Here is a 20,820-nt window from a genome sequence, read left to right on the forward strand (position 1 = left end):
TTCATTTTCTTCATATGTTAGATTTTAATTTCAGATTATCCTCTATTTACTAATAATTATTTATCCGTTTAGCTGCTACATTTGTAGCTGCTCACAAAGTATTCTTTTAAAAGTTTATCGTTTTCTTTAAACAATAAGACTAAATCTTTACTGATTGTGTTTGCAAATTCGTTAAGTATAGATAAGTCTGTTGATTTAAATACAGGGATAAAAGGTTTTGAATTTTGATATAAACCTAATTTTTCGTAAACTATATTTAAATGTAGATCTATTTGTCTATCTGTTGCTACGTAACCTTTTACTAATTGCTTTTTCTTATAATTAATATCAGTATTAGTGTTTTGAAAATATTCTTCAAATGTTTCGTTACCTGCTGTTATTAAATTTAATGTTGAATATCGAGCATTTCCATAAAGACCAATTTGAACTTCTCCTAAATCTAAATACGTATTACCATACATCACGAAAGCCTCTTTATCTGTTAGTTCTTGTTCTTGAATAGCATAATAATATCTTTTCTTATTTCTTAAAGGTCGTTTCTTTTTTTAATAGTTTTCTTCAATATAATTTATTTGTCCAAAATCTAATAACACACTACTATACAGTAACAGACTATACGATTCTTTAGATAAATGATTAAACGTGTCGTTTCTTTTTGAAATAGATTCAATTTGATTTGAATGATCTTCAATGATCTTAAGTGTTGGTTTAATTAGAGGTTCACAAAGGTTATAAAGCCTTTTTCCTTCATAAGCTGTATGTAATATATTCTCCGGACTATTATTAGTGAGCATTTCATATTCCCTCCCTTACTAATAAATTCATTGTAAAATCTATGTATTTATTAAGTTCTATAAACGAAAATGAGTGTCCTCTAATAATCGCAAATTTAATCCCGAATTAAAAACCTTAGCATAGATATACTAAGGTTTCTTGCATTTTTATAATGAATGAATTCTTTCATAGTCTTTTTTAAATTGATTATCATTTTTTAACCAACTTTTAAAAGTTGGTTCCTTTATTTCTAAAATGGAACAAGTTTTAGCGATACATTTATTTTTCATATATTCCTTAAGGAAATTTTGTTTTCTCTGCTTAACAGCAGCTTGAGTTCTTTTTAGCTTTCGATCTTTTAATTGATCTAGACTTAGACTTTCTTTCTGAAATTCTTCATATTTTCTATGCAGATAAATATCTTTGTCTTTATAAATCCACTTTGAAAATAGTTGTATTGGTTTTCTTCCGGTTAAAATGACGCGATAATGTTTATTTTGATTTAGTAAATCGGCTGGTAAATTATGATTTTGTAGTACCTGATTTAAAGAATTCATAAAGTTATATGATCCTCCTACAAAGCTTACTGTATAAGTTTCATACTTGACGTAACCATCCCCATCAAAATATCCACGAACAAAATGATGCAAATATTCTTCTGGTACAAAAGGAAATTCGATGTTAAATGATTTACATGGCATAATTCCGTGTATGTTCATAAGGTCGTCTTTTATTGTTTTGCTATTAATATTTAGCATGTATACGCCTGTTTTTTTGTTTTGATAAAGTGGCTGGTTTGTTTTTAGTTCTTTTTTTATATTTTCTAAAATATAACTTTCTTTTTGAGATATACTGACACATTGATTTTCTTTCTGTATAACACCATCTGCTGCTATAAACCCTAAAATATAAGCCATGTTATTTGACCACGTTTTAAAATAATTTTCTGTTATGTCATACTTTCTCTTCCAACTCCCTATAGCGCGCCTTGGAACGTTGCTGTCTGATAAAACCATACGAATATACCTTGCAGATACATTAGCAAGTGTAGCTATTTCTGAAGTACTCTTCCCTTCTGCATATTGCTGCGTTATTTCCGATTTTGATAGTTTACATTTTGAGTTCTTTTTTCTTTCTATTTGCACTTACATCCTCTCCTTCCTTTTAATAATTTGAGACTTATCTTCTTCTATAACATACAACGAAACATATGTTCTTTGTTACGTATAAGAAGGAATTTACTAAATAAAAACAATTTACATGTACTTAATATTTGTCTTAGCTGCTGTGCGATTTGTACTTTATAGATACAAATAATGAATTTGACGGATTTATGAAATACAAGGCATTTTAGATGAAAGGTAAAATAATATAGTTTAAACTACAAATAGCTACAATAACAACATACGTAAATTGTTAATCGTAAAAAGGAGAACGAATGAATAAGAAATATACAAATCAAATTCATACTGATATGAGTTTTAAACCGAAAGATATTATAAGTTTAATGACGGATTACTTTAAAATAAAATCAAAGCTGCGTCCTATAAAGGATTTGCCTATCGTTTTATCAAATAAAGATAATGAATCGTTAGAGAGTGTTACATGGTTTGGCCATTCTGCTTCTCTTTTGAAAATAGAAGGTAAAAAACTATTATTAGACCCTATGTTTGGAGATGCCTCTTCCCCATTTCCTTTGTTTAATAGTAAACGCTATAGTGGTACTTTTTCTTTAGAACGTGATGACCTTCAAGAAATTGATGCGATTATCATTTCTCATAATCACTATGATCATTTGAATTACAAAAGTATTATGCAGTTAAAAGATCGCGCAAAGCACTTTTATGTTCCAACTGGAGTTGCACAATATCTTATTAAATGGGGTGTTTCGCCTAGTAAAATTAGTGAACATAATTGGTGGGACGAAATTACGTTTGATAATATTAAGTTAGTATGTGCGCCTGCAAGGCATTTCTCTGGACGTGGTATGACAGATAGAAATTGTTCATTATGGTGTTCATGGCTTATTCTTGGTCAAGAGACTAAAATTTTCTTTAGTGGTGATAGCGGTTATGCCCCTCACTTTAAGGAAATTGGTGATAAATACGGTCCATTCGATCTTACATTGATGGAATGCGGACAATATGATTCGAGGTGGTCTGCGATTCATATGTTGCCTGAAGAAACGGTACAAGCTCATATTGATGTTAAAGGAGAATTACTTCTTCCAATTCACTGGGGTGCTTTTACGTTAGCATTACACGAATGGAGTGACCCGATAGAACGTGTTACGAAAGAAGCCAACCGTTTAGGTGTTAAAATTACAACGCCTCAAATTGGCGAATCTATTACGTTGAAATCTACAAATTATCCTTCATTCGCTTGGTGGAAGGAAATTTAATTTTAAAATATAAAAAGAGCGAATTCTCTTATAAAGAATTCGCTCTTTTTTCTGTATTTAAACTTATTTCACAATATTGGATTTCCCACTATCTAAAACTCTATTTGCTGGTACACTGGACATTTCAACCACTGTATTCATACTCTTATCAGTTAGTTCAATGAGTTCGTTTTCATGTTTTATTTTATTTAAATCCCACACCATTCCATGAAATTTATTATGCTGACCACTTACCTGTATAATGCTTTTTGTTTTATTTGAAGGCTGTATTTGAAGATTTGTAAATTGATTCCCACTAATTTCATTTGGCGTAGTTACTTGACTATCCATATAAATCATTTTTACACAGTCTTCTAAAGAAAAGTTCATAAAACGATTGGCATTTATCCAAGCTTGTCCGGTGCTCGGTTTTTTTGCTACTAATTTTAGTCCGGTTTCCATTCCTACAATTTTAATGTTTTCGAAGTTAACAAACGAAATTTCATTTTCTTTTCCAGCAGAGTATAAAGAAATTCCGGTACCTTTATTCGTTTCCGTCCAATTAATAATATTTATATCTTTTATTTGCGTTTTGTTCCAAGTGTTATAATATTTATTTTTACCGTCTAAATAAATAACTTCAGAGTTAAATTTAGGATCGTCAATAGCTATATACGCTCCTTCAATGGATGCGTTTTTCTCTAGTTCTAGAACTCTAAAGTTTCCCTCAACCACAAATTGTGATCCATAACCAAATAATAATTTCACACCTTTTTTAACAGTGATTGGTGACGTGATTTTATACTTTTTATCATCAAGCAATACGGTTTTTATTTTACTAGACGCTGCTTTATTAATAGCAGATTGTATTTTTATTGAATCATTTGCCCCTTTAAAGTCTTCTACATACAAGTTAGTACTTTTAGCTGCATAGTCTTTTTTGTTGTATTGATAAAAAGCAAAAATAATTAAAACTATACCAATGAGTAAAACAATTACTTTCTTCATCGTACTCACCCCATATCGATTAATCTATGCTTTTATATTTAGGTTATTATTATTTTGCTTTGTATTTCAGATTACCATTGCTGCTTTGTCTATGATTGAATTATATTATGTAGGATTTAGTAAACTGTTTGCTATACTAATACATCATTCTTATAATGTATTAATTTATGATTTCATAAAACAAAAGTCTGCTTGTACATAATGTAATCCCTTCCTCTATCCCTAATAAGCTCTTACTGGTGATATAAGATGTACTGCTGCAGATTGCTCTCCTGCTTCAATCAATATCGGTCTCATAGAACCGCCAAAGCTTAAAGTAATCGTTTCTTCTTTTATTGCTCTTAAAGCATCAACCATAAAACGCCCATCGAAAGATATATTTAATTGTTTTTCACCTTGAATCGCATCTATTTGTTGCGTTTCGGATATTTGCCCAATTTGAGAAGCGTTTGAAGAAATTTTAATTGTAGATTCGTTTATGATTTCTAAGTTAACATTGTTATTGGCCCATTCACTTGCTAATAAACTTGATCGGTCTACACCTTGTAATATCTTTTTTCTATCTATGTTAATAATCGTTTTAAAGTCGTTCGGAATAAGATTAGAAATATTAGGATATTTACCTTCGATTAGTCTTGAATATAATGTAGTTGTTCCGAGCGTAAATATAATATGACTCTCTGAAAGATAGATATATACGAATTCTGAATTGCTGTTCATTAATTTTAGAAGTTCACTAATGGTTGCGCTTGGTACAATACAATTTGCTTTTACATCTGAGGAAAGCAATGTTTCACGTATCGCTAGTCTATGTGAGTCAGTTGCAGCACAAATTAACTTATTATTAGATAACTCTATATGCACCCCAGTAAGAACAGGTCTAGATTCATTTTTCGCTACCGCAAAGACTGTTTGTTTAAATACTTCAATCAATTGCTCTGTCTCTACTTTGATTTCTGCATGATTGTCTATAAGCGGTACATTCGGAAACTCATCTGCAGGAAATCCATTTAAACTTAATGTGATTTCTTCTGATTGTATCGTAATTAATTGCTCATTCTTACTTTTTATTGCTATATCACTTGGCATTTTCTTTATTATTTCAATGAAATACTTTGCAGGTACAACAATAGTTCCTGCCTTTAAAATAGTTGCAATCTTTTCGTCTTCAATTGAAACAGGAATGAATTTTTCGATAAAAATATTCGAGTTACTTGCGATTAAAGTAATTCCAGATTGATCTGCAGTTATTTTTATACCAGATAATATAGGAATTAAAGATTTTGTTGATATTGCTTTACTTACTTCTGAAAGTGCTTGAGTGAATTGTTTGTGATTAACGATAAACTCCATGTTTTCCCCGCCTTACATGAGATAATATTTTTATGAAGATTGATGAACGATTGTTCCGTTAAAAAAATAAGGTACTGTTTCTTTCTTTTGTAATAAATCTAGTAAATGTTCTGGTATGCGTAAATACGGTGCTGCTATATGTAATTCCATCCAAGTAATCTCTTCAATTTCTTTTGGCCTTGATATATATGTCTCTCCGCCAATTATTTCACCTAGAAAATTAAAGAAAATTGCATGATGATCTCTTTCCTCAAAAAAGGCTTCGCTGATAGAACAAATCCCGTTTACATTTATATGTAACCCTGTTTCTTCTTTTACTTCTCGAATTACTGCTTCTTCTAACGTTTCTCCTAATTTAACTGCGCCACCTGGTAATGTATAATAAGAACCATTTTCCCCTTTGTTTTTTACCATTAAGATCTTTTCGTTTGTTTTATCGTATAAAAGTGCATATGTAACATTTACTTTTTTCATATGTACCTCCTCTATTTTTAATAAAAGGAATTTTCTGTCTTCTATTCATTTTACCATTAACTCCTTTTAATATATATAAGTTAGTTAAGTCTTGCCTTTACCAGTATTGGTGGAATTAATAAGAATAGGCTACTGATATAAAAAAAGAACGTACCTTAGGAAGATTATCCAAAGTACGTTCTTGCAGTTTTAGAATAAAAATTGATTCAATTAATACTGAAATTAATAATAACCTCGCCCTTATTGCATGTTTATTCCAAATACTAATGTTAACAAATTCTATATACTTTTTAGCCGTTTTTCTAAATAATAATGATTATGTCCTTTCGGATGATCTTCACTTACTCCGATTACTTTATATCCATGCTTCTTATAAAAATCAGGTGCCTGAAAACTAAAAGTATCTAAGTTGATTAACCTGCACTCTTTTTCAATTGCAAACTCTTCAATAAGCTTTATTAACTTGCTTCCGTAACCTTCATGCCTATATTCTTCAGAAACCCATAGAAAGTCAACGTGTATATGGTGCCAAAAAGTTATTGCTGTTACCCCACCTACTATTTCTTCTTTTTCATTTCTTACTATGAAACTAACCTTTTCTGAAGGTGTTTTTTCTTCACCTGCAAGATATTTTTGATTGTATTCAATTACTTTCTCTCTTATGTAATCACTATCTTCTTGTACCCACTGCTGTACTATTTTCATTTTAAGTGTCACGCTCCTTTTTACTTATCTATTCAATTTTAAAATGATATTGTCCTGTCTTTAATGAGTTAGTAAAGAAGCAAAGTTAATGGAATAAAAAAGAGCCCTAGTATGAGGACTCTTTTTAAAATTAAGCTACTTTCCGATGTAAATGTTTTAGTTCCTTTTTCTTTTCTACATTTGGTGGACGGATTAATATTGAAATAATGAAGGAAATAACACTTAAAACACCGATTATAATGAAAGTTGGTTGAAATCCCCCGAGTATCGCTCCAATAAATGATCCTGCAAGCGCACCAAATCCGAAACCTTGGTAGACAATCCCGTAATTTGTACTATGGTTTTTTAATCCAAAGAAATCTCCGACAATAGCTGGGAATATAGTTATATTACCGCCGAAGCAAAAGGCGACACTTGCTACACAAGCAAAATAGATCCCGTAATTTAGCGGAATAAAACTTAAAGTAAAGACTGACAAACCTATAATAATAAACGTTGCAGAGACAATTTTCATTCGCCCGATTTTATCTGATAACGTCCCAAGAATGATTCTACCTACTGTATTAAAGATTGCAATCATAGCAACGGCGTTTGCAGCGGATGCTGCGCTAAGTCCAACAAGTTGTACGCCGATATCTTTTACCATACTGATTAAATACAAACCACCCATACACGAGGTGAATAACATAAAAAATAGCAGATATACTTGTTTCGTTCGCATCATTTCACGCGGAGTATAGTCATTGTGTAATGTTTCAGTTACAGCATTACTTACAATTGCCTCACGTAAGAAGAACGATCCGATTAACACTAAAAGTAACACGATAATACCCCAATATAAGAATGCTTGTGATACACCAAGGTTATCGATAAGATTTCCGTTTATATATCTAAAGATTAAGCTGCCCATTCCATACGCTGATACAGATATACCTGAAATAAGCCCTTTCCGATTTGGAAACCATTTAATTAAATTAGATAGTGATGTAATATAAGCTGTTCCATCCGCATAACCAACAACGACACCAGCTAATAAATATAATAGTGGTAAAGAAGAAACTTGTGAACTAAGTATTAAGCCGAGTCCTAAAACAATTCCTGCAGTAGCAATAAGTTTTCGAAGTCCTAATTTTTTCTGCAACTTGGCTGCAAATAAAGTTGAGAATGATAAAGAAAAACTAGTTATGGAGAAAGTTATCGCTACTGAATTAAGATTCCATCCAAACTTACTTACAAGGGGTTGATTAAATAAACTCCATGTATAAATTGTTCCAAGGCCAATTTGAACAATGATTGTACCTAGAACAATTAGTAACGGATTTATAGAAGTTTGTTTCATACTAACTGTCCCCTTCTTTTATCTTGACATGAATTTTCACAGTTAGTATATCCATCATAAATTGCAAGATACTGTACGGAAAATGGTAATTAAGTTCATATACACAAAAAGACACTTCATAAAGAAGTGCCTTTTGCAGGTTATATCAGATATTTCTAAAGAAAGCTTTGTTAAGATAAGACATTTTCAAATGCTTATGTATATATGTTATCAAATAATTTCTTAAATGTTATGAGACTTAAGACGTATTTTTCATTCATCATATAGTCGGATGAAAAATTAATATTCGATTTCATCAAAATCTTTCGGCTGCGGTACAGTTTGCATATTAGCTGCATCTTTAGGATCGCTATAAATTGCATTTTGCTCTGTATTTACATCTTTTATATTTTGCTTTTTATTTTTGTTCACTTTATCTTTCATTTTCAATCACTCCTTTTTGTTATAGGAGTAATTATGCCCTATTACCGTTACTAAATGTATCAGCGACTAAATTACTAAATTCACGTAAATAATATAAGTAATTATCACCACCGTAGTTATATCTTTTATTATACATTTTTGCAACAACTACATTATATTCAGGTATTACTAAAATGGTCGGTCCAGTAATCCCTAATATTTGATACGACCCTTTTGGAACACGTTCACCAAGTTCGCTTAATTGCGCAGGCTCATTTTGGATGAACCAAAACAATCCATTTTGTGGTAGCTCTTTGTTTATATATGTTGGACTCTGCAAACTCGTAGCGATTTTTATAACTTCTTTTGGAACAATTTGTTTACCATCTATCCCACCTTGATTTAAATGAAGATTGCCCCACTGCGCAAATTCTCTAGCTGAGACAAACAAATTTTTTTCAGTACCGTCATCTACCGTACCAATTTCACTAATTGCGTCTTCATTTGGATTATTAACAACGTCAACTAAATTTTCATCTCGCTGAACTCTCCAACCTGTTTCTTGAAAATTAGCAGGTTTAAACACACGCTCCTTTAACAATTCAGGAAAACTTTTGTTATATAGCTGATAAATAAGACGTGTCATCATTCTTACATTAATATCTCTATACGCCCATGATTGTCCCGGTGCAAATTCACGAAAAATTGTCCTGTCATTCGTTTCTTCTAATCCGTGCGAATGTGTTACTAAATGTCTTATCGTCGTTTTACTAAGCAATGCAGGATCAAAGTCTTTAAAATATTTTATCGCTTCATCATCAATAGAGTTTATTTTCCCCTCATAAAGCGCATACGCTATCATTAATCCTAAATAACTTTTTCTAGCAGAAGCAACGTTAAATTGTGAAGATGCTGTTAATCTCTTGGTTGTAGATGTATTTGAGTGATAACCACTATAATGCTCTAGTACGATTTTATTATCTTTTATAATACAAAGTGCTGTAGCAGAACTATGATTTTTTTCTTTTATATCCTCTACCCAAGAAATCAACTTATCATATGTATACAAATAAATCCCCCTTAATACACATCAAAATTACAGCATGAAAGAAAAGTGCAAAATAGTTTTTACACCTTTCTTTCATATAAAATAACTTGGATTTTCTATACTTAAATAATCCACCAGTTCCAGCAATTAAAGCAACTGAAACATCCTGCGCATCCTATACATCCGCCGCAACGACCTGCACAACCACCACATCTACCGCCACATCCACCGCAACGTCCACCACAACCGCCACATCCGCCGCAACGACGTGCATCGTCTTGAATGTAATAGTATGGATATTGACTTTGTTGTTGATCCCAATACACAACATTGCCAGTTTGATAATCATTAAGGTTTAATGATTGTAGTTCTTGTTGAAACTGATTCATTATGAAACCCTCCATTTATAAATGTAAATTCCGTCCAAATATTAAAGTTAATAAATTCTTTTAAACAAAGTAGAAACAAGACTATAGACTAAATGCGTACATCAACAAAATATGAACTTACACTAGGTGATGTACCTTGTTTTTCAGCCTATTTTCTTTATATTCATTCGATGGACGTATTTACTATAAATAAAGTGATTTAAAAATTACTAATCCAACAATTTAGGAGTTCATCATTTAACTTACTTTCTAGTAATTCCTTTACTAAAGGCATTGGCATGATTTCATAATGATTTAAGGCTTCTTTATTATAAGCTATCCAGTGAAATGCTAAATGAGACTCGCTAGATTTCGGTGTTAAGTCCGTATGTAAATCTTGTGACTCTACTTCAAAAATGTGGTTAATTTCATGATGAAGAACTTCTTTATCTTGCCATTGATTTTCTATGACGCCTAAAAATTGTTGTATACTACAGTTTACTCCAAGTTCTTCTCTTAACTCTCTTTTTAATGCATTCTCTGCTGATTCTCCAATTTCAACATGGCCACCAGGTAAAAAATAATGATGGCCGATATATTCAGCAACTAATAATTTTTCATCTTTTATCATGACTGCTCGTACAATATGATGAAATTTACTTTTCAATTGATATTCCTCCTAGTTATTTAATGTATAGTTTCTCAAAATAGTCATTTAGTATTGGTATAATATAAATCATAGGTGTTTCATACGGATGAATATCATTAATAACTTCAAGAACATCTTTTACAAGTTCTCGTTTACACTTTATTTCAACTTTACATTCTTGTCCTTCGCATATTTGACCAATTTCTCCATTAAAAGGAGATGCCTCTTCTAAAGGTCTCCAATATCCTTTCACTGAACTATAGGAAAGACAATGGTCATATTCGCCCGTTTTACATGCTCCAATTTTATTTAATTCATCCCTTAATGTTTCAATATATTCTTCAGGAATGAACACTTCAATTTTCACTTCAGTAAATTGCATATTTCATTTCACACCTTTACTTCCTAATAGTTAAACAAATAAACGATATACTTGCTCACCATCATACTCCTGTCCTAATGATATGAAACCATATCGTTCATATAATTTCTTTGCAGAGATATTATCTTTATGTACGGTTAATCTAATTTCTTTACACGCCTTAAACGTATTTTTTATTATATTAATACTTTCTTGTAATGCTGCTTTTCCATAACCATTACCTTGTTGCGATTGATCAATAATAAATCCGTTAATCCAATACATATCCGATGTCTCTATTACAACAGCATGCATAACAAAACCAACCATAAGGTCACCATCGTATATAGCGAATGGTATGTACTCTACATTGTCACCATCTGGTTTTATGTATACTTTAGCAAGTGAAACTGCTACAGCGGGGACAAATTTTCTTTGATCTTCTTTAACTTGTAACTTTAATGCATCTTCCCAATTGTCTCTCGTAACAACCTTTAACTGGACATTCAATATTGTAAGCTCCTTTATCTAGAGGATGTATTTTTATATTCAACGCATTGAAATAATTCCCTTTTTCGACAGCAACTTATAACATAATTTTTATAAAATCTTGAATGAATTTTTCTGCATCTATTTCTAAAGCTATACGGGCTCCTTCAGATTTAGAGTTAGGGCGAAAATCAGCAAATGTTTGTCCTTTCGTATCTCCGTATGTATCTACATTTACTGTACGATGCACAAATTCAAAAAAACTTGGATTTACTAATCCACTTATTGCAACCACATCATGTAGCAAAGGTCCTTCCATAGATGGATTAAGTTTTTGGTATGCGGATAGATAGTAGTCATACATTGGTTTCATTATCATATGAAATGGATTCTTTGCATTAGCTTGAATATAGTTAAATACATTTGGTGTTAACACAGCTTTGTTTGTTACATTTAAAGGGAATATTAATAAATTCTTTGCTTGATGGAAAACAATTTTACTTGCTATCGGATCTCCATACACGTTTGCCTCTGCTAATGGCGTAACCTTTCCTACTTCTAAAAAAACACCACCCATGAAATAGATTCCTTTTACATTTAGCATTAAATCATTCCATAAATTAAAAGCAATTGCTAACGAGGTAGATCTTCCTACATCAACAATCGTTAAATCTTTTCCGTACTTTATAAGAATCGCAGCAATACTGCCGAAATTATATATTGGAATAGATAATATATTTCCTGGAACATGGATGGGCCCTAATCCTTCTGCTCCGTGAATTTCAGGATAGTACGTAGTGATTTCTTCTGTCAGTGGTTTTGTTGCACCACTAATGACAGGAATGTCTTGTCTATTTGCTAACTGTAAAATATACGCTGCATTATGTGCAGCATGTATATGCTCAACATTTCCGTATCCGGTTACAATACCGACAATTTCAATTTCGGGATGCAGTAAACCATACATAATGGCAAATGAGTCATCAATACCTGGGTCTCCGAAAAATAATACTTTTTCCAAGAAATACTCTCCCTTCATAAAAACATAGAGTCATCAATAACTATGTATATGAAAAAAGCAAGTATATCTATGCGAATTTTAGAATGGATAATGTTTTACAAAACATTAAAAAGGAACTAGCGAATGCTAATTCCTTTCTTCAGTAACCATTCTCAAATTTAATTAATTATCGTATCCTTCATAAATTGCATCATTTATTAGATTTTGTGTTTTTTTATCATCAGGTGCAGGCTTCCACCAATTTCCTGTAATAAATAACATAGTTAATAAATTATAACTATCACTAAAATAACTTTCTCTCTTATTCTTCATCCAATCCCAACCACTATTTACCCACTTTTGATTATTGCTACTCGTTATACTTGCAGCAATAAACGGTGAAACAAATACAGCAGTTGGATAACTACCAATATTGGATCCATTTAATTGATAACCATCCACAATTTTAGAAGGATTTCCATTCGTTTTATTTTGAATCCATGAAGAGACTTTATCAGAAATGACTTTACTTCGCTTCTCGCCGTACATCGCATAGTCCATTACAATTCTTAAAGGTACTCGACTAGCATTATAATAATATGCATTTGTATATTCTGACTCATCTAAGAAGTCTTTAGGTGCGGGTTGTGGTGGGTTTTTTACAACGAAATCTGAAATAAGTCCTGTATTTGGAGAGTACTTATTACTAAATTGCGTATAAACATCGTACAAATTATTAATAACAGTAAGCCAAGTTTTATCACCTGTAAATTCATAAAATGCTCTAAGGTGTGACATCATCCAATCAGATGGTCTCGTATCAAGTGAACTTTTAGAATCCCAATCTCCTAAATTTAGTCGGTTATTATTTGTAACATTACTAGCTTTAATACCTTTTGTAATCATGTCTTGTGCTTCTTTCAAATAATTAACTGTTCCATTAGATCCCCACTGCTTATGAGCAAGAAGAAGAGAATACGCAATATCTAAATCCCCATCAGTAGCAGAATCAAAATGACCTTGTGCTTTTTTACTATCTGCGACAACCCATCCCATTAAATTAGGATTTTGAGAGCTTTTAAAAGTTCTTGCTGTTTTAAATAAACCGTCATAGATTTTTTGAGCATTCGAATCATAACCAGCCATTAATACTGTAATTATCATCCCATATCCTTGACCTTCTGAAGTTCCAAGTGGCTTAAACCCATCCGCATCACCTGTAATCTCTCCTTTTACGTAATAACCACCAGGTAAAGAAGATAAATCATTTTTCAAATATTTCTTTTTCCAATTATCGTAGTAACTTCTTACAGAAGCATTTAAACTTTCCTGTGTAACATGATTCGGTTTTATAACACCTGCATAATTAACTTGCTGGGGAAATGGTTTCATTTCCTTTGCAGCAGCTACTTGTTGATTAACTATGGGAATAGAATTTTGTATTGAATTGTCCGTTACACTTGCTGCGAAACTAGAATTAGAAAAACTAGCTAGTCCGATTCCTACAATAGAAATACATGTGAAAATTTTTCTTTTTCCATTCATTATGTTGTCAGCTCCTTTTAAAATGCTTACTACATAAAATGTAACATACAATATTTAACTGAAATACAAAATATTATATTTATCAACATAAGAAAGAAACTATATAAAAAAGTATCATAAAATCATTATTGAATTACATTATACGGATTGATTATTTGCTAAATTCCTATGTTTTTCTTTTCTTAATACTGGTATATGAGCAATCACAATTCCAAGTATAGTAATTCCTCCGCCAATTATCGAAACTAAAGTTGGGACTTCTCCTAACCATATCCAAGCAATGAAACACGCAGTTATTGGCGTTAAATATAGAGAACTTGTTGCTTCAGAAGCACCAGCACGAGATATAATATAGGCCAATGCAATATACGGGAGTACTGTTGGAAAGACACCTAAATATATAACGCTCAAGTTAACTTCAAGAGGAGCTGTTAGTATTTCTTGATAAACTCCGGGTAAGAAAATAAGCATACATACAGTACTAGACAAAATTGTATATATGGTAAATGGTAAGAAGCCGTATTTTTTTAAGTAAGATGTTTGGAAAACGAAAAATAGACTTTCTGAAATCGCCGCTAATAATATAAATAATCCCCCGCTATTCAATTGAATAGCATCGCCCTGGCTAAATGAAATTAAGGCAATTCCTGCAAAACTAATTACACCACCAAGCCAACCATTTAATTTCATTTTGTCATTCAAAAAAACAGAAGCAAGAATTGCCGTCACTATTGGGGTGACTGAAATAATTAAACTTGCAGATCCAGCATTTACTGTTTTTTCGCCGTAATTTAATGCGATGTGATAAATAGTAAACCCTAAAGCACCAAATATAAAAATTGCTGGGATATCCTTTAAATCCGGTAGTCGTAGTTTGTATATAAATGAAAATAACAAAAGTATAAATGAGGCGATTAATAAGCGTAGTAAAGTAAGGTGTTCAGGCGTATAAGATTCAAGCCCCAGACGAATTGCTGGAAAAGCAGTTCCCCATATAAGAATTGTAAAAGCATGAGCACATATAATGCGTAAATCCCATTTTTTATTATGCATGTTTTCTCTCCCTCCTTAATAAACCAACCATTTTTGAATTACCAATTATTTCTTTTCATCATATTTAATAGTTGATACAATGTCTTCAACCAGTTATTTATCGGAAAAACCAACCACTTTGAATCTTTTAAATTAACGAAGGAGTTTTTTATATGACAACCGATAAAAAAGTGCCCAAATATCGGCAGATAATAGACTATATGAAAGAAAAAATTGAAAACGGAGAATGGCCAATTGGAAGTAAAATCCCTAGTCAGCGGCAGTTAGCACAATTATTTCATGTAAATCGAAGTACTGTAATAAATGCGCTAGATGAACTTATGGCAGATGGTTTAATTCAAGGACAAATCGGAGCAGGAACAATTGTAACAAATAATACATGGTCATTATTAGCAACTAATCCCCCGCCCGATTGGAGTGAATATGTAAAGGCCGGTATTCATAAACCAAGTAAGTTAATGGTGCGAGAAATAAATGAAGCAGAAGCAAATAAAACGCTTATCCATCTTAGTAAAGGTGAACTTGCACCTCACCTTTTCCCGCTCGAAACTATGCAATCTATAATTAAAAACGTCAGTGAGGAATTAGATTATTTCGGATACGAAGAACAAAAAGGTTTTTATCCGTTACGTGAAGCAATAAGCAAATACGTAAAATCATTTGGAATACATGCATCACCGGGTTCTATATTAATAGTCTCTGGTGCACTCCAAGCATTACAATTAATATCAATTGGTCTTTTACATAGAAAATCAACTGTTTTACTTGAACAACCTTCTTACTTATATTCACTTCATGTTTTTCAATCAGCAAATATAAATTTATCCGGTATATCAATGGATCATCACGGTATTTTACCTAACGACTTATTAAAACGAATTAAATATAGTCAAAAGAATAATATTTTATATTCAATCCCTTGTTTTCAAAATCCAACGGGGATATTGATGTCCAAAGAGCGAAGAAAAGAAATATTAAAAATATGTGAAAAAGAGCAATTGCCTATCATCGAGGATGATATTTACCGAGAGTTATGGCTTGATGAATCACCTCCAGCTCCTTTAAAATCGATGGATAAACATGGACATGTATTATATATTGGTAGTCTCTCTAAAACACTTAGCCCAGGACTTAGAATTGGATGGATAATCGGACCAGAACCTGTTATTGATAGATTGTCAGATATAAAAATGCAAACAGACTATGGATCCAGCTCTTTATCTCAAAGAGTAGCTGCTGAATGGATAAATGAAGGTTTTTATGAAGAACATGTAGCAAACGTAAGAAAGCACCTGAAAGAACGAAGACAAATAATGATACGAGCGTTAAATAAATATTGTGCAGATATTGCATCATGGGATATTCCTAGTGGTGGATTTTTTATATGGCTAAAGGTTGTACATAACATTCCGATGAAAAAACTATTTTCAGAGGCACTATCAAAAGGAATTCTTTTAAATCCGGGACGTATTTATGAAGAAGAATCAGATCAGTACATTCGTTTATCATATGGATATGCTACTCCAGAACAAATGACTAACGGAATTAAATTGCTCAGTGAATTAATTCGGAAGTTAACGGCATAAAAAAAATCCTCTTTTGTTTTTGGAGGATTTTTTTATGTATCTTATTTACCACAATTTCATTTCCTGCCCTAATAAAATAAGTTCTTCATAAGGATCTCCGTCAATATTTAATACTTGAGCAAAAGCAGGTTCTGTTTTTAAACCTTGTTCCTTTAAGCGAATAACTTCTTCCCTTATATGGGGATACTGCATTAATAGCATGTGTTCCACTATCATATGTCTATATGCATTTTGATTACGCACTGGCTTCGGTTGAGCAAATAATTCAAATTCAAAACCTTCGAATTCAAAATTCACCTTTATCGATTCAGTACCTTTAATTTTTTTCTTTTTTATGTTGAACCCTCCATAAGAACCATATAAAGATCTCATTTCCTGCTCAAAAACATCAAAGTTATATACTTCCATTACAATATCTAAGTCAGATTGAGGAGTATCAATTCTTATAGGGATTGTCCCGCAAAGAACGGGATTATATAAAGCTAAATCCTCCATTATGTTTAGGCTATTCAAAACATCATATATTTTTTGTTGTTTCTCATTGCCCGATTGTAAATATGTAATAGATGTAAACATAGAAGTCTCTCCTTCATTTAACATAATAATCATCTCACTAAATATTTAAATCATTGGGTTTTGTTCTAGGAGTACCTTTATTTCAATATATTAAGCCGAACTAACTATATTTTTCAACTTTTCTCCTATACTGCAATACTATAAAAATAAAAAAGGAGGAATTATTATGAGCATTTTTAACATTCTTTTAACCATACACATCCTATTTGGAACAATATGCTTAATCACTGGTATTGTAGCGATGGTTGCCCAAAAGAAGAAAGGAAAACATACCGAATGGGGCGAAATATATCATGCATCCTATGTTGCCATTACCCTTACGGCAATAATATTATCCATTATCAACTGGGATAAAATCGCATATTTATTTTATGTAGCAATCTTCTCTTATTCATTTGCGATTTATGGATACCTTGCACGAAAAAAACGTTGGAAAAATTGGCTCCATCACCACATTAGAGGTATGCTAGGTTCTTATATTGGTGCAGTCACCGCACTTTTAGTAAATATCGGCATCCATATTCCCATTTTAAATTTACTTCCGCCAATATGGTTTTGGTTTTTACCCACCTTAATTGGTATCCCCCTCGTAGCCAGTGTATCAAAAAAATATAAAAAGCGTAGTTGAAATTAATTACATTTTGATTACTTTCTGATTATTAGAATGAAAAATTATACTCTATGTATTACAAATAATATTATGAATGCTCGTCCTATGAATATTTAAAATAAAATGCCGCCCAACAGGACGGCTCTTATTTTTACTTTACAAACGTAACATATTCACCAGAAACCCATTGATTTCCACCAACATTATACCAACCATCTTTATATCCAAACGATTGATATTTTTCACCTTGATACACGTTTTTCACAATGCCGTAATTTGTTCCAGGGCCGGTACGAACACGCAATACATCAGCGATTATAGTAACTACACCTACACCATCGTTTGATGATTGTGAAGTTGCTGGTACATTTCCTCCCGTATAACGGATGTATGATGGATCGTTATAAACCCACTGATCGCCACCTAGATTTAACCAACCATTTGTTTGTCCAAATACTTTGTAGGACTCTCCTTTCCCTAATTGACGAATAACGCCATATCCAGTACCAGGTCCTTTTCGTAAATTTACATTACTACCGTTAATATAAGCAACCCCTACACTATCATTCGACGTGGGAGGAGTCACTACGTTTTGAGCACCTTTTCCAAAAGTATCCGTTCCATATCCTTTGTAGTTATATTGCAAATGCGGGCTATCCACAAATCCTTTCCAGTCACCGCCCCATTCAAAGCCAATTTGTTTAGCATAACGAATTGCTGATGCCCACGGTTCTTTATTATAGCCATTCCAATCTTCTGTACCATTCGACTGAATTGGAACAAAATCTAATGCCTGTCCTACTAAGTGATATGAGCGCATCGTTTGTGATGCTCCTTTACGAACATATTCACGTTGTTGCTCGACCGTACGGATTGTTTCATAAATTAATACTTCAATTCCATTGTCGATACAGTACTGATACCACTTAAAAGCTGCAGCTTTCGTATTATCCGCTAATTTATTCAGATTACTTACATTTCTATTGTGGTATTTCAATATGCAACATCTCCTTTTCTATTATCCTATGCAAAACTCGTCTCACGGGTTGTACATATACCTAGAACGATACGAAGTACAAATACATAGGAAGCCAATTCAGCTAAAAAGGTTTTCACTTCTAGCTTCAAACTTTGTAAGTTGAAATCGAAGTAATAAAAAAACCACAACCTAAGTCTTCCAGTTGCGGTTTTTGGTATTTTCTTTTTATATGCTACATGCCTTCTTTACAGGTTGTGTAAATTTTTCCTTTATGAATAACACTTCTTATTCATGACTTTTCAAATCCAATAATATTGAATGTAAACAATCCGGATAATTAGTAAACATCCCATCGACTCCCCATGAAAGTAACTTTTTCATATCTTTTTCATTATCTACTGTAAATGGATGAACTTCTAATCCGTTTTTCTTTATTTTATTTACATAATCTGAATCAATATATTTGTAATTCATACCAAGACCTATGCAGTACATTTTATACTTTTCTATCTCTAATTTTGTTAATTGAACTGCTTTTTTATAAGGTAATAATTGTACTATGGATATATTACTATTTAAGCTATGAATCTTTTGTAGACTTTCTTCACTAAACGATTGAATAATAACTTTATCCTGTATTTCGTAGTGATTAATAATTTCTAATAATTTTTCTTCCATTCCTGGATATTCATCAGGTGTTTTTGTTTCGATATAATAGTTCGCGTTATGCCCAAACGTTTCAATAATTTCTGTTAATGCTGGGACTTTTGCATTTTCAAATTCTTTCTTTGCTAAGTTCGGATATTTTTCATTAAAAAAAGAACCTGCATTTAGTTGCTTTATTTCTTCTAATGTATGCTCTTTCACTAGCCCTGTACCATTTGTTGTACGGTTTAAGGTTTCATCATGCATAGCCACTATATGTCCATCTTTTGTCATTTGAAGATCGATTTCTATATAATCTCCATTCATTTGTTGGCCTAATTGATATGCTGCTATTGTATGTTCAGGCGCATATGCAGAAGCACCTCTATGTGCGATATTTTTTATATGATTTGATTGATTAATAGCTTTAGTATACTTATGTTCATTTATTTTCTGAAAAACAAAGATACTTATTACTATAAAGGTACAAATTATTGTAACGAGATATATCTTTTTCATAACGATTTATAAGCTCCTATATAAAGACGATTTAACTTGAATGATTTACTCAATTAAATGTCGATTTTCCAATACAGTCATTTTGCCGATAGCTTGAAATCCCGATTTTTTATAAATATTGATTCCATCGGGTGAAGCTTGTAATACACAATACGTATTTTTAAATTTATGTGCTTCTTGCAGCAGGAAATTGAACATAGCAGATCCGAACCCTCGTCCTCTCATTCCTTCTTTAGTTGCTATGTCATAAATACCAATACTATCTTTTGAACATATCAATGAACCAACAGTTACGACTTCACCTTCATATAACCCTAAAAATAATTTCAAATTCTCACTGTTACATATATCAAGATTAGAAATTTGATTATAGAATGCTTGTACATGTATACCTTCTTCTGATGTGCCGAATAGATCAGCTAACGTTTCTCCAAATTTATTTATTTGTCCAGGTGAAGATGCTTGTTGAATAGTAAAACTTACTGGCATGTTTATTGTTGGGGAAATTGTTTTTAAGTCTGCTACCATCGCAATATTCTGTTCCACTTCTTTTAAACCGATTTTAATTAACTCACTTTTTATATCCCGCTCTTGCTCCTCATCCCATAACCAAACACTCATTGGAAAATTTCTTTGATAATAGTATTCTACCTCTTTATATAATTTCTCAATCCCTTCCGTTAAATTATTGTTTAGTAGAGTGATGATATTAAATGTATCGGCAGGTAATCCACAATCAACAGCAATATAATCTTTCGTTTTTTTTATACTCATTCCGGGCACAAATTGTGCAATATATGAAGTTTTAAATGCAAAGTTATCTAGTAGTTGTTGTTTATAATTCATCAATAGTTCTCCTTTTCATAAAAAGTAACACTCGAATTTTTCTATATTAAATATAACATATTAGAAATTTACCATTTTCTATAAAAAGTACCTCTTTAAATTGTGCTCTAT

22 protein-coding genes and 1 pseudogene are annotated in these 20,820 nt (G+C 31.9%); 3 read left to right on the top strand and 20 right to left on the bottom strand.

Annotation, left to right across the window (positions count from 1 at the left end; all coding sequences use genetic code 11):
* Positions 1-68: 68 nt before the first annotated feature.
* Positions 69-758 (bottom strand): annotated as a pseudogene (locus CQ064_RS34140) (hypothetical protein); the annotation flags it as partial.
* 183 nt (positions 759-941) lie between these two features.
* The gene (locus CQ064_RS22950) at positions 942-1,919 is read right to left on the bottom strand and encodes an LAGLIDADG family homing endonuclease (RefSeq protein WP_001165411.1); all 978 of its coding nucleotides are present in this window, start codon (positions 1,917-1,919) and stop codon (positions 942-944) included.
* A 293-nt stretch (positions 1,920-2,212) separates the two neighbouring features.
* On the opposite strand from CQ064_RS22950, the gene CQ064_RS22955 reads away from it, so the two are divergent.
* Positions 2,213-3,175, top strand: coding sequence for an MBL fold metallo-hydrolase (locus CQ064_RS22955; RefSeq protein ID WP_001037064.1), 963 nt, complete (start codon positions 2,213-2,215; stop codon positions 3,173-3,175).
* Between the two features lie 63 nt (positions 3,176-3,238).
* Here CQ064_RS22955 and CQ064_RS22960 read toward each other — a convergent pair whose 3' ends face one another.
* The 14 genes from CQ064_RS22960 to CQ064_RS23025 form a co-directional block, all read right to left on the bottom strand.
* Positions 3,239-4,162, bottom strand: coding sequence for a hypothetical protein (locus tag CQ064_RS22960; protein WP_000756044.1), 924 nt, complete (start codon positions 4,160-4,162; stop codon positions 3,239-3,241).
* A gap of 222 nt (positions 4,163-4,384) precedes the next feature.
* A complete protein-coding gene (gene dnaN / locus CQ064_RS22965) occupies positions 4,385-5,515 on the bottom strand; it encodes a DNA polymerase III subunit beta (RefSeq protein WP_000394489.1) in 1,131 nt (376 codons plus the stop codon).
* Positions 5,516-5,545: 30 nt separating this feature from the next.
* Positions 5,546-5,989 (bottom strand): NUDIX hydrolase, encoded by a 444-nt coding sequence (locus CQ064_RS22970; RefSeq protein WP_000757628.1) that lies wholly within the window; start codon positions 5,987-5,989, stop codon positions 5,546-5,548.
* 279 nt (positions 5,990-6,268) lie between these two features.
* Positions 6,269-6,694 (bottom strand): GNAT family N-acetyltransferase, encoded by a 426-nt coding sequence (locus CQ064_RS22975; RefSeq protein WP_000706912.1) that lies wholly within the window; start codon positions 6,692-6,694, stop codon positions 6,269-6,271.
* 130 nt (positions 6,695-6,824) lie between these two features.
* A complete protein-coding gene (locus CQ064_RS22980) occupies positions 6,825-8,033 on the bottom strand; it encodes an L-lactate MFS transporter (RefSeq protein ID WP_000815132.1) in 1,209 nt (402 codons plus the stop codon).
* Between the two features lie 279 nt (positions 8,034-8,312).
* The gene (locus tag CQ064_RS33730; RefSeq protein ID WP_000653680.1) at positions 8,313-8,456 is read right to left on the bottom strand and encodes a hypothetical protein; all 144 of its coding nucleotides are present in this window, start codon (positions 8,454-8,456) and stop codon (positions 8,313-8,315) included.
* Positions 8,457-8,487: 31 nt separating this feature from the next.
* Positions 8,488-9,504: a serine hydrolase domain-containing protein gene (locus CQ064_RS22990; protein WP_000288893.1), complete on the bottom strand. Its 1,017-nt coding sequence runs from the start codon at positions 9,502-9,504 to the stop codon at positions 8,488-8,490.
* Between the two features lie 101 nt (positions 9,505-9,605).
* Positions 9,606-9,872 carry a heterocycloanthracin/sonorensin family bacteriocin gene (locus CQ064_RS22995; RefSeq protein ID WP_001071389.1) on the bottom strand — a complete coding sequence of 89 codons (267 nt, stop codon included), beginning with the start codon at positions 9,870-9,872 and terminating at the stop codon, positions 9,606-9,608.
* A gap of 199 nt (positions 9,873-10,071) precedes the next feature.
* Positions 10,072-10,518: an NUDIX domain-containing protein gene (locus tag CQ064_RS23000; RefSeq protein ID WP_000836831.1), complete on the bottom strand. Its 447-nt coding sequence runs from the start codon at positions 10,516-10,518 to the stop codon at positions 10,072-10,074.
* A 16-nt stretch (positions 10,519-10,534) separates the two neighbouring features.
* The gene (gene cutA / locus CQ064_RS23005) at positions 10,535-10,882 is read right to left on the bottom strand and encodes a divalent cation tolerance protein CutA (protein WP_001160792.1); all 348 of its coding nucleotides are present in this window, start codon (positions 10,880-10,882) and stop codon (positions 10,535-10,537) included.
* 30 nt (positions 10,883-10,912) lie between these two features.
* Positions 10,913-11,371, bottom strand: a complete 459-nt coding sequence (locus CQ064_RS23010) for a GNAT family N-acetyltransferase (protein ID WP_001102673.1) — start codon at positions 11,369-11,371, stop codon at positions 10,913-10,915.
* A gap of 76 nt (positions 11,372-11,447) precedes the next feature.
* Positions 11,448-12,371, bottom strand: a complete 924-nt coding sequence (locus CQ064_RS23015) for a nucleoside hydrolase (protein WP_000416785.1) — start codon at positions 12,369-12,371, stop codon at positions 11,448-11,450.
* 162 nt (positions 12,372-12,533) lie between these two features.
* Positions 12,534-13,895, bottom strand: coding sequence for a family 8 glycosyl hydrolase (locus tag CQ064_RS23020; RefSeq protein WP_001013585.1), 1,362 nt, complete (start codon positions 13,893-13,895; stop codon positions 12,534-12,536).
* Between the two features lie 138 nt (positions 13,896-14,033).
* The gene (locus tag CQ064_RS23025; protein WP_000551610.1) at positions 14,034-14,948 is read right to left on the bottom strand and encodes a DMT family transporter; all 915 of its coding nucleotides are present in this window, start codon (positions 14,946-14,948) and stop codon (positions 14,034-14,036) included.
* Positions 14,949-15,100: 152 nt separating this feature from the next.
* Between CQ064_RS23025 and norG the strand changes: the two genes are divergently transcribed.
* Positions 15,101-16,534, top strand: coding sequence for an efflux pump transcription regulator NorG (gene norG, locus CQ064_RS23030; protein ID WP_000205602.1), 1,434 nt, complete (start codon positions 15,101-15,103; stop codon positions 16,532-16,534).
* Between the two features lie 45 nt (positions 16,535-16,579).
* Here the strand turns inward: norG and CQ064_RS23035 are convergent, their stop codons facing one another.
* Positions 16,580-17,110, bottom strand: a complete 531-nt coding sequence (locus CQ064_RS23035) for a DUF4269 domain-containing protein (RefSeq protein ID WP_000495198.1) — start codon at positions 17,108-17,110, stop codon at positions 16,580-16,582.
* 166 nt (positions 17,111-17,276) lie between these two features.
* On the opposite strand from CQ064_RS23035, the gene CQ064_RS23040 reads away from it, so the two are divergent.
* Entirely contained in the window at positions 17,277-17,738 is a 462-nt protein-coding gene (locus CQ064_RS23040; RefSeq protein WP_000021736.1) for a DUF2306 domain-containing protein, read from the top strand.
* A 133-nt stretch (positions 17,739-17,871) separates the two neighbouring features.
* Here CQ064_RS23040 and CQ064_RS23045 read toward each other — a convergent pair whose 3' ends face one another.
* The 3 genes from CQ064_RS23045 to CQ064_RS23055 all read right to left on the bottom strand — a co-directional run bounded on the left by CQ064_RS23045 (position 17,872) and on the right by CQ064_RS23055 (position 20,709).
* Positions 17,872-18,717, bottom strand: coding sequence for an SH3 domain-containing protein (locus CQ064_RS23045; RefSeq protein ID WP_000873741.1), 846 nt, complete (start codon positions 18,715-18,717; stop codon positions 17,872-17,874).
* A gap of 267 nt (positions 18,718-18,984) precedes the next feature.
* Positions 18,985-19,863 carry a glycerophosphodiester phosphodiesterase gene (locus CQ064_RS23050; RefSeq protein WP_000725665.1) on the bottom strand — a complete coding sequence of 293 codons (879 nt, stop codon included), beginning with the start codon at positions 19,861-19,863 and terminating at the stop codon, positions 18,985-18,987.
* Between the two features lie 45 nt (positions 19,864-19,908).
* Positions 19,909-20,709, bottom strand: a complete 801-nt coding sequence (locus CQ064_RS23055; RefSeq protein WP_001107101.1) for a GNAT family N-acetyltransferase — start codon at positions 20,707-20,709, stop codon at positions 19,909-19,911.
* Between the last annotated feature and the right edge of the window lie 111 nt (positions 20,710-20,820).

The organism is Bacillus sp. MYb78 (genome assembly GCF_002975115.1).
GTDB classification, from domain to species: Bacteria; Bacillota; Bacilli; order Bacillales; family Bacillaceae_G; genus Bacillus_A; species Bacillus_A cereus.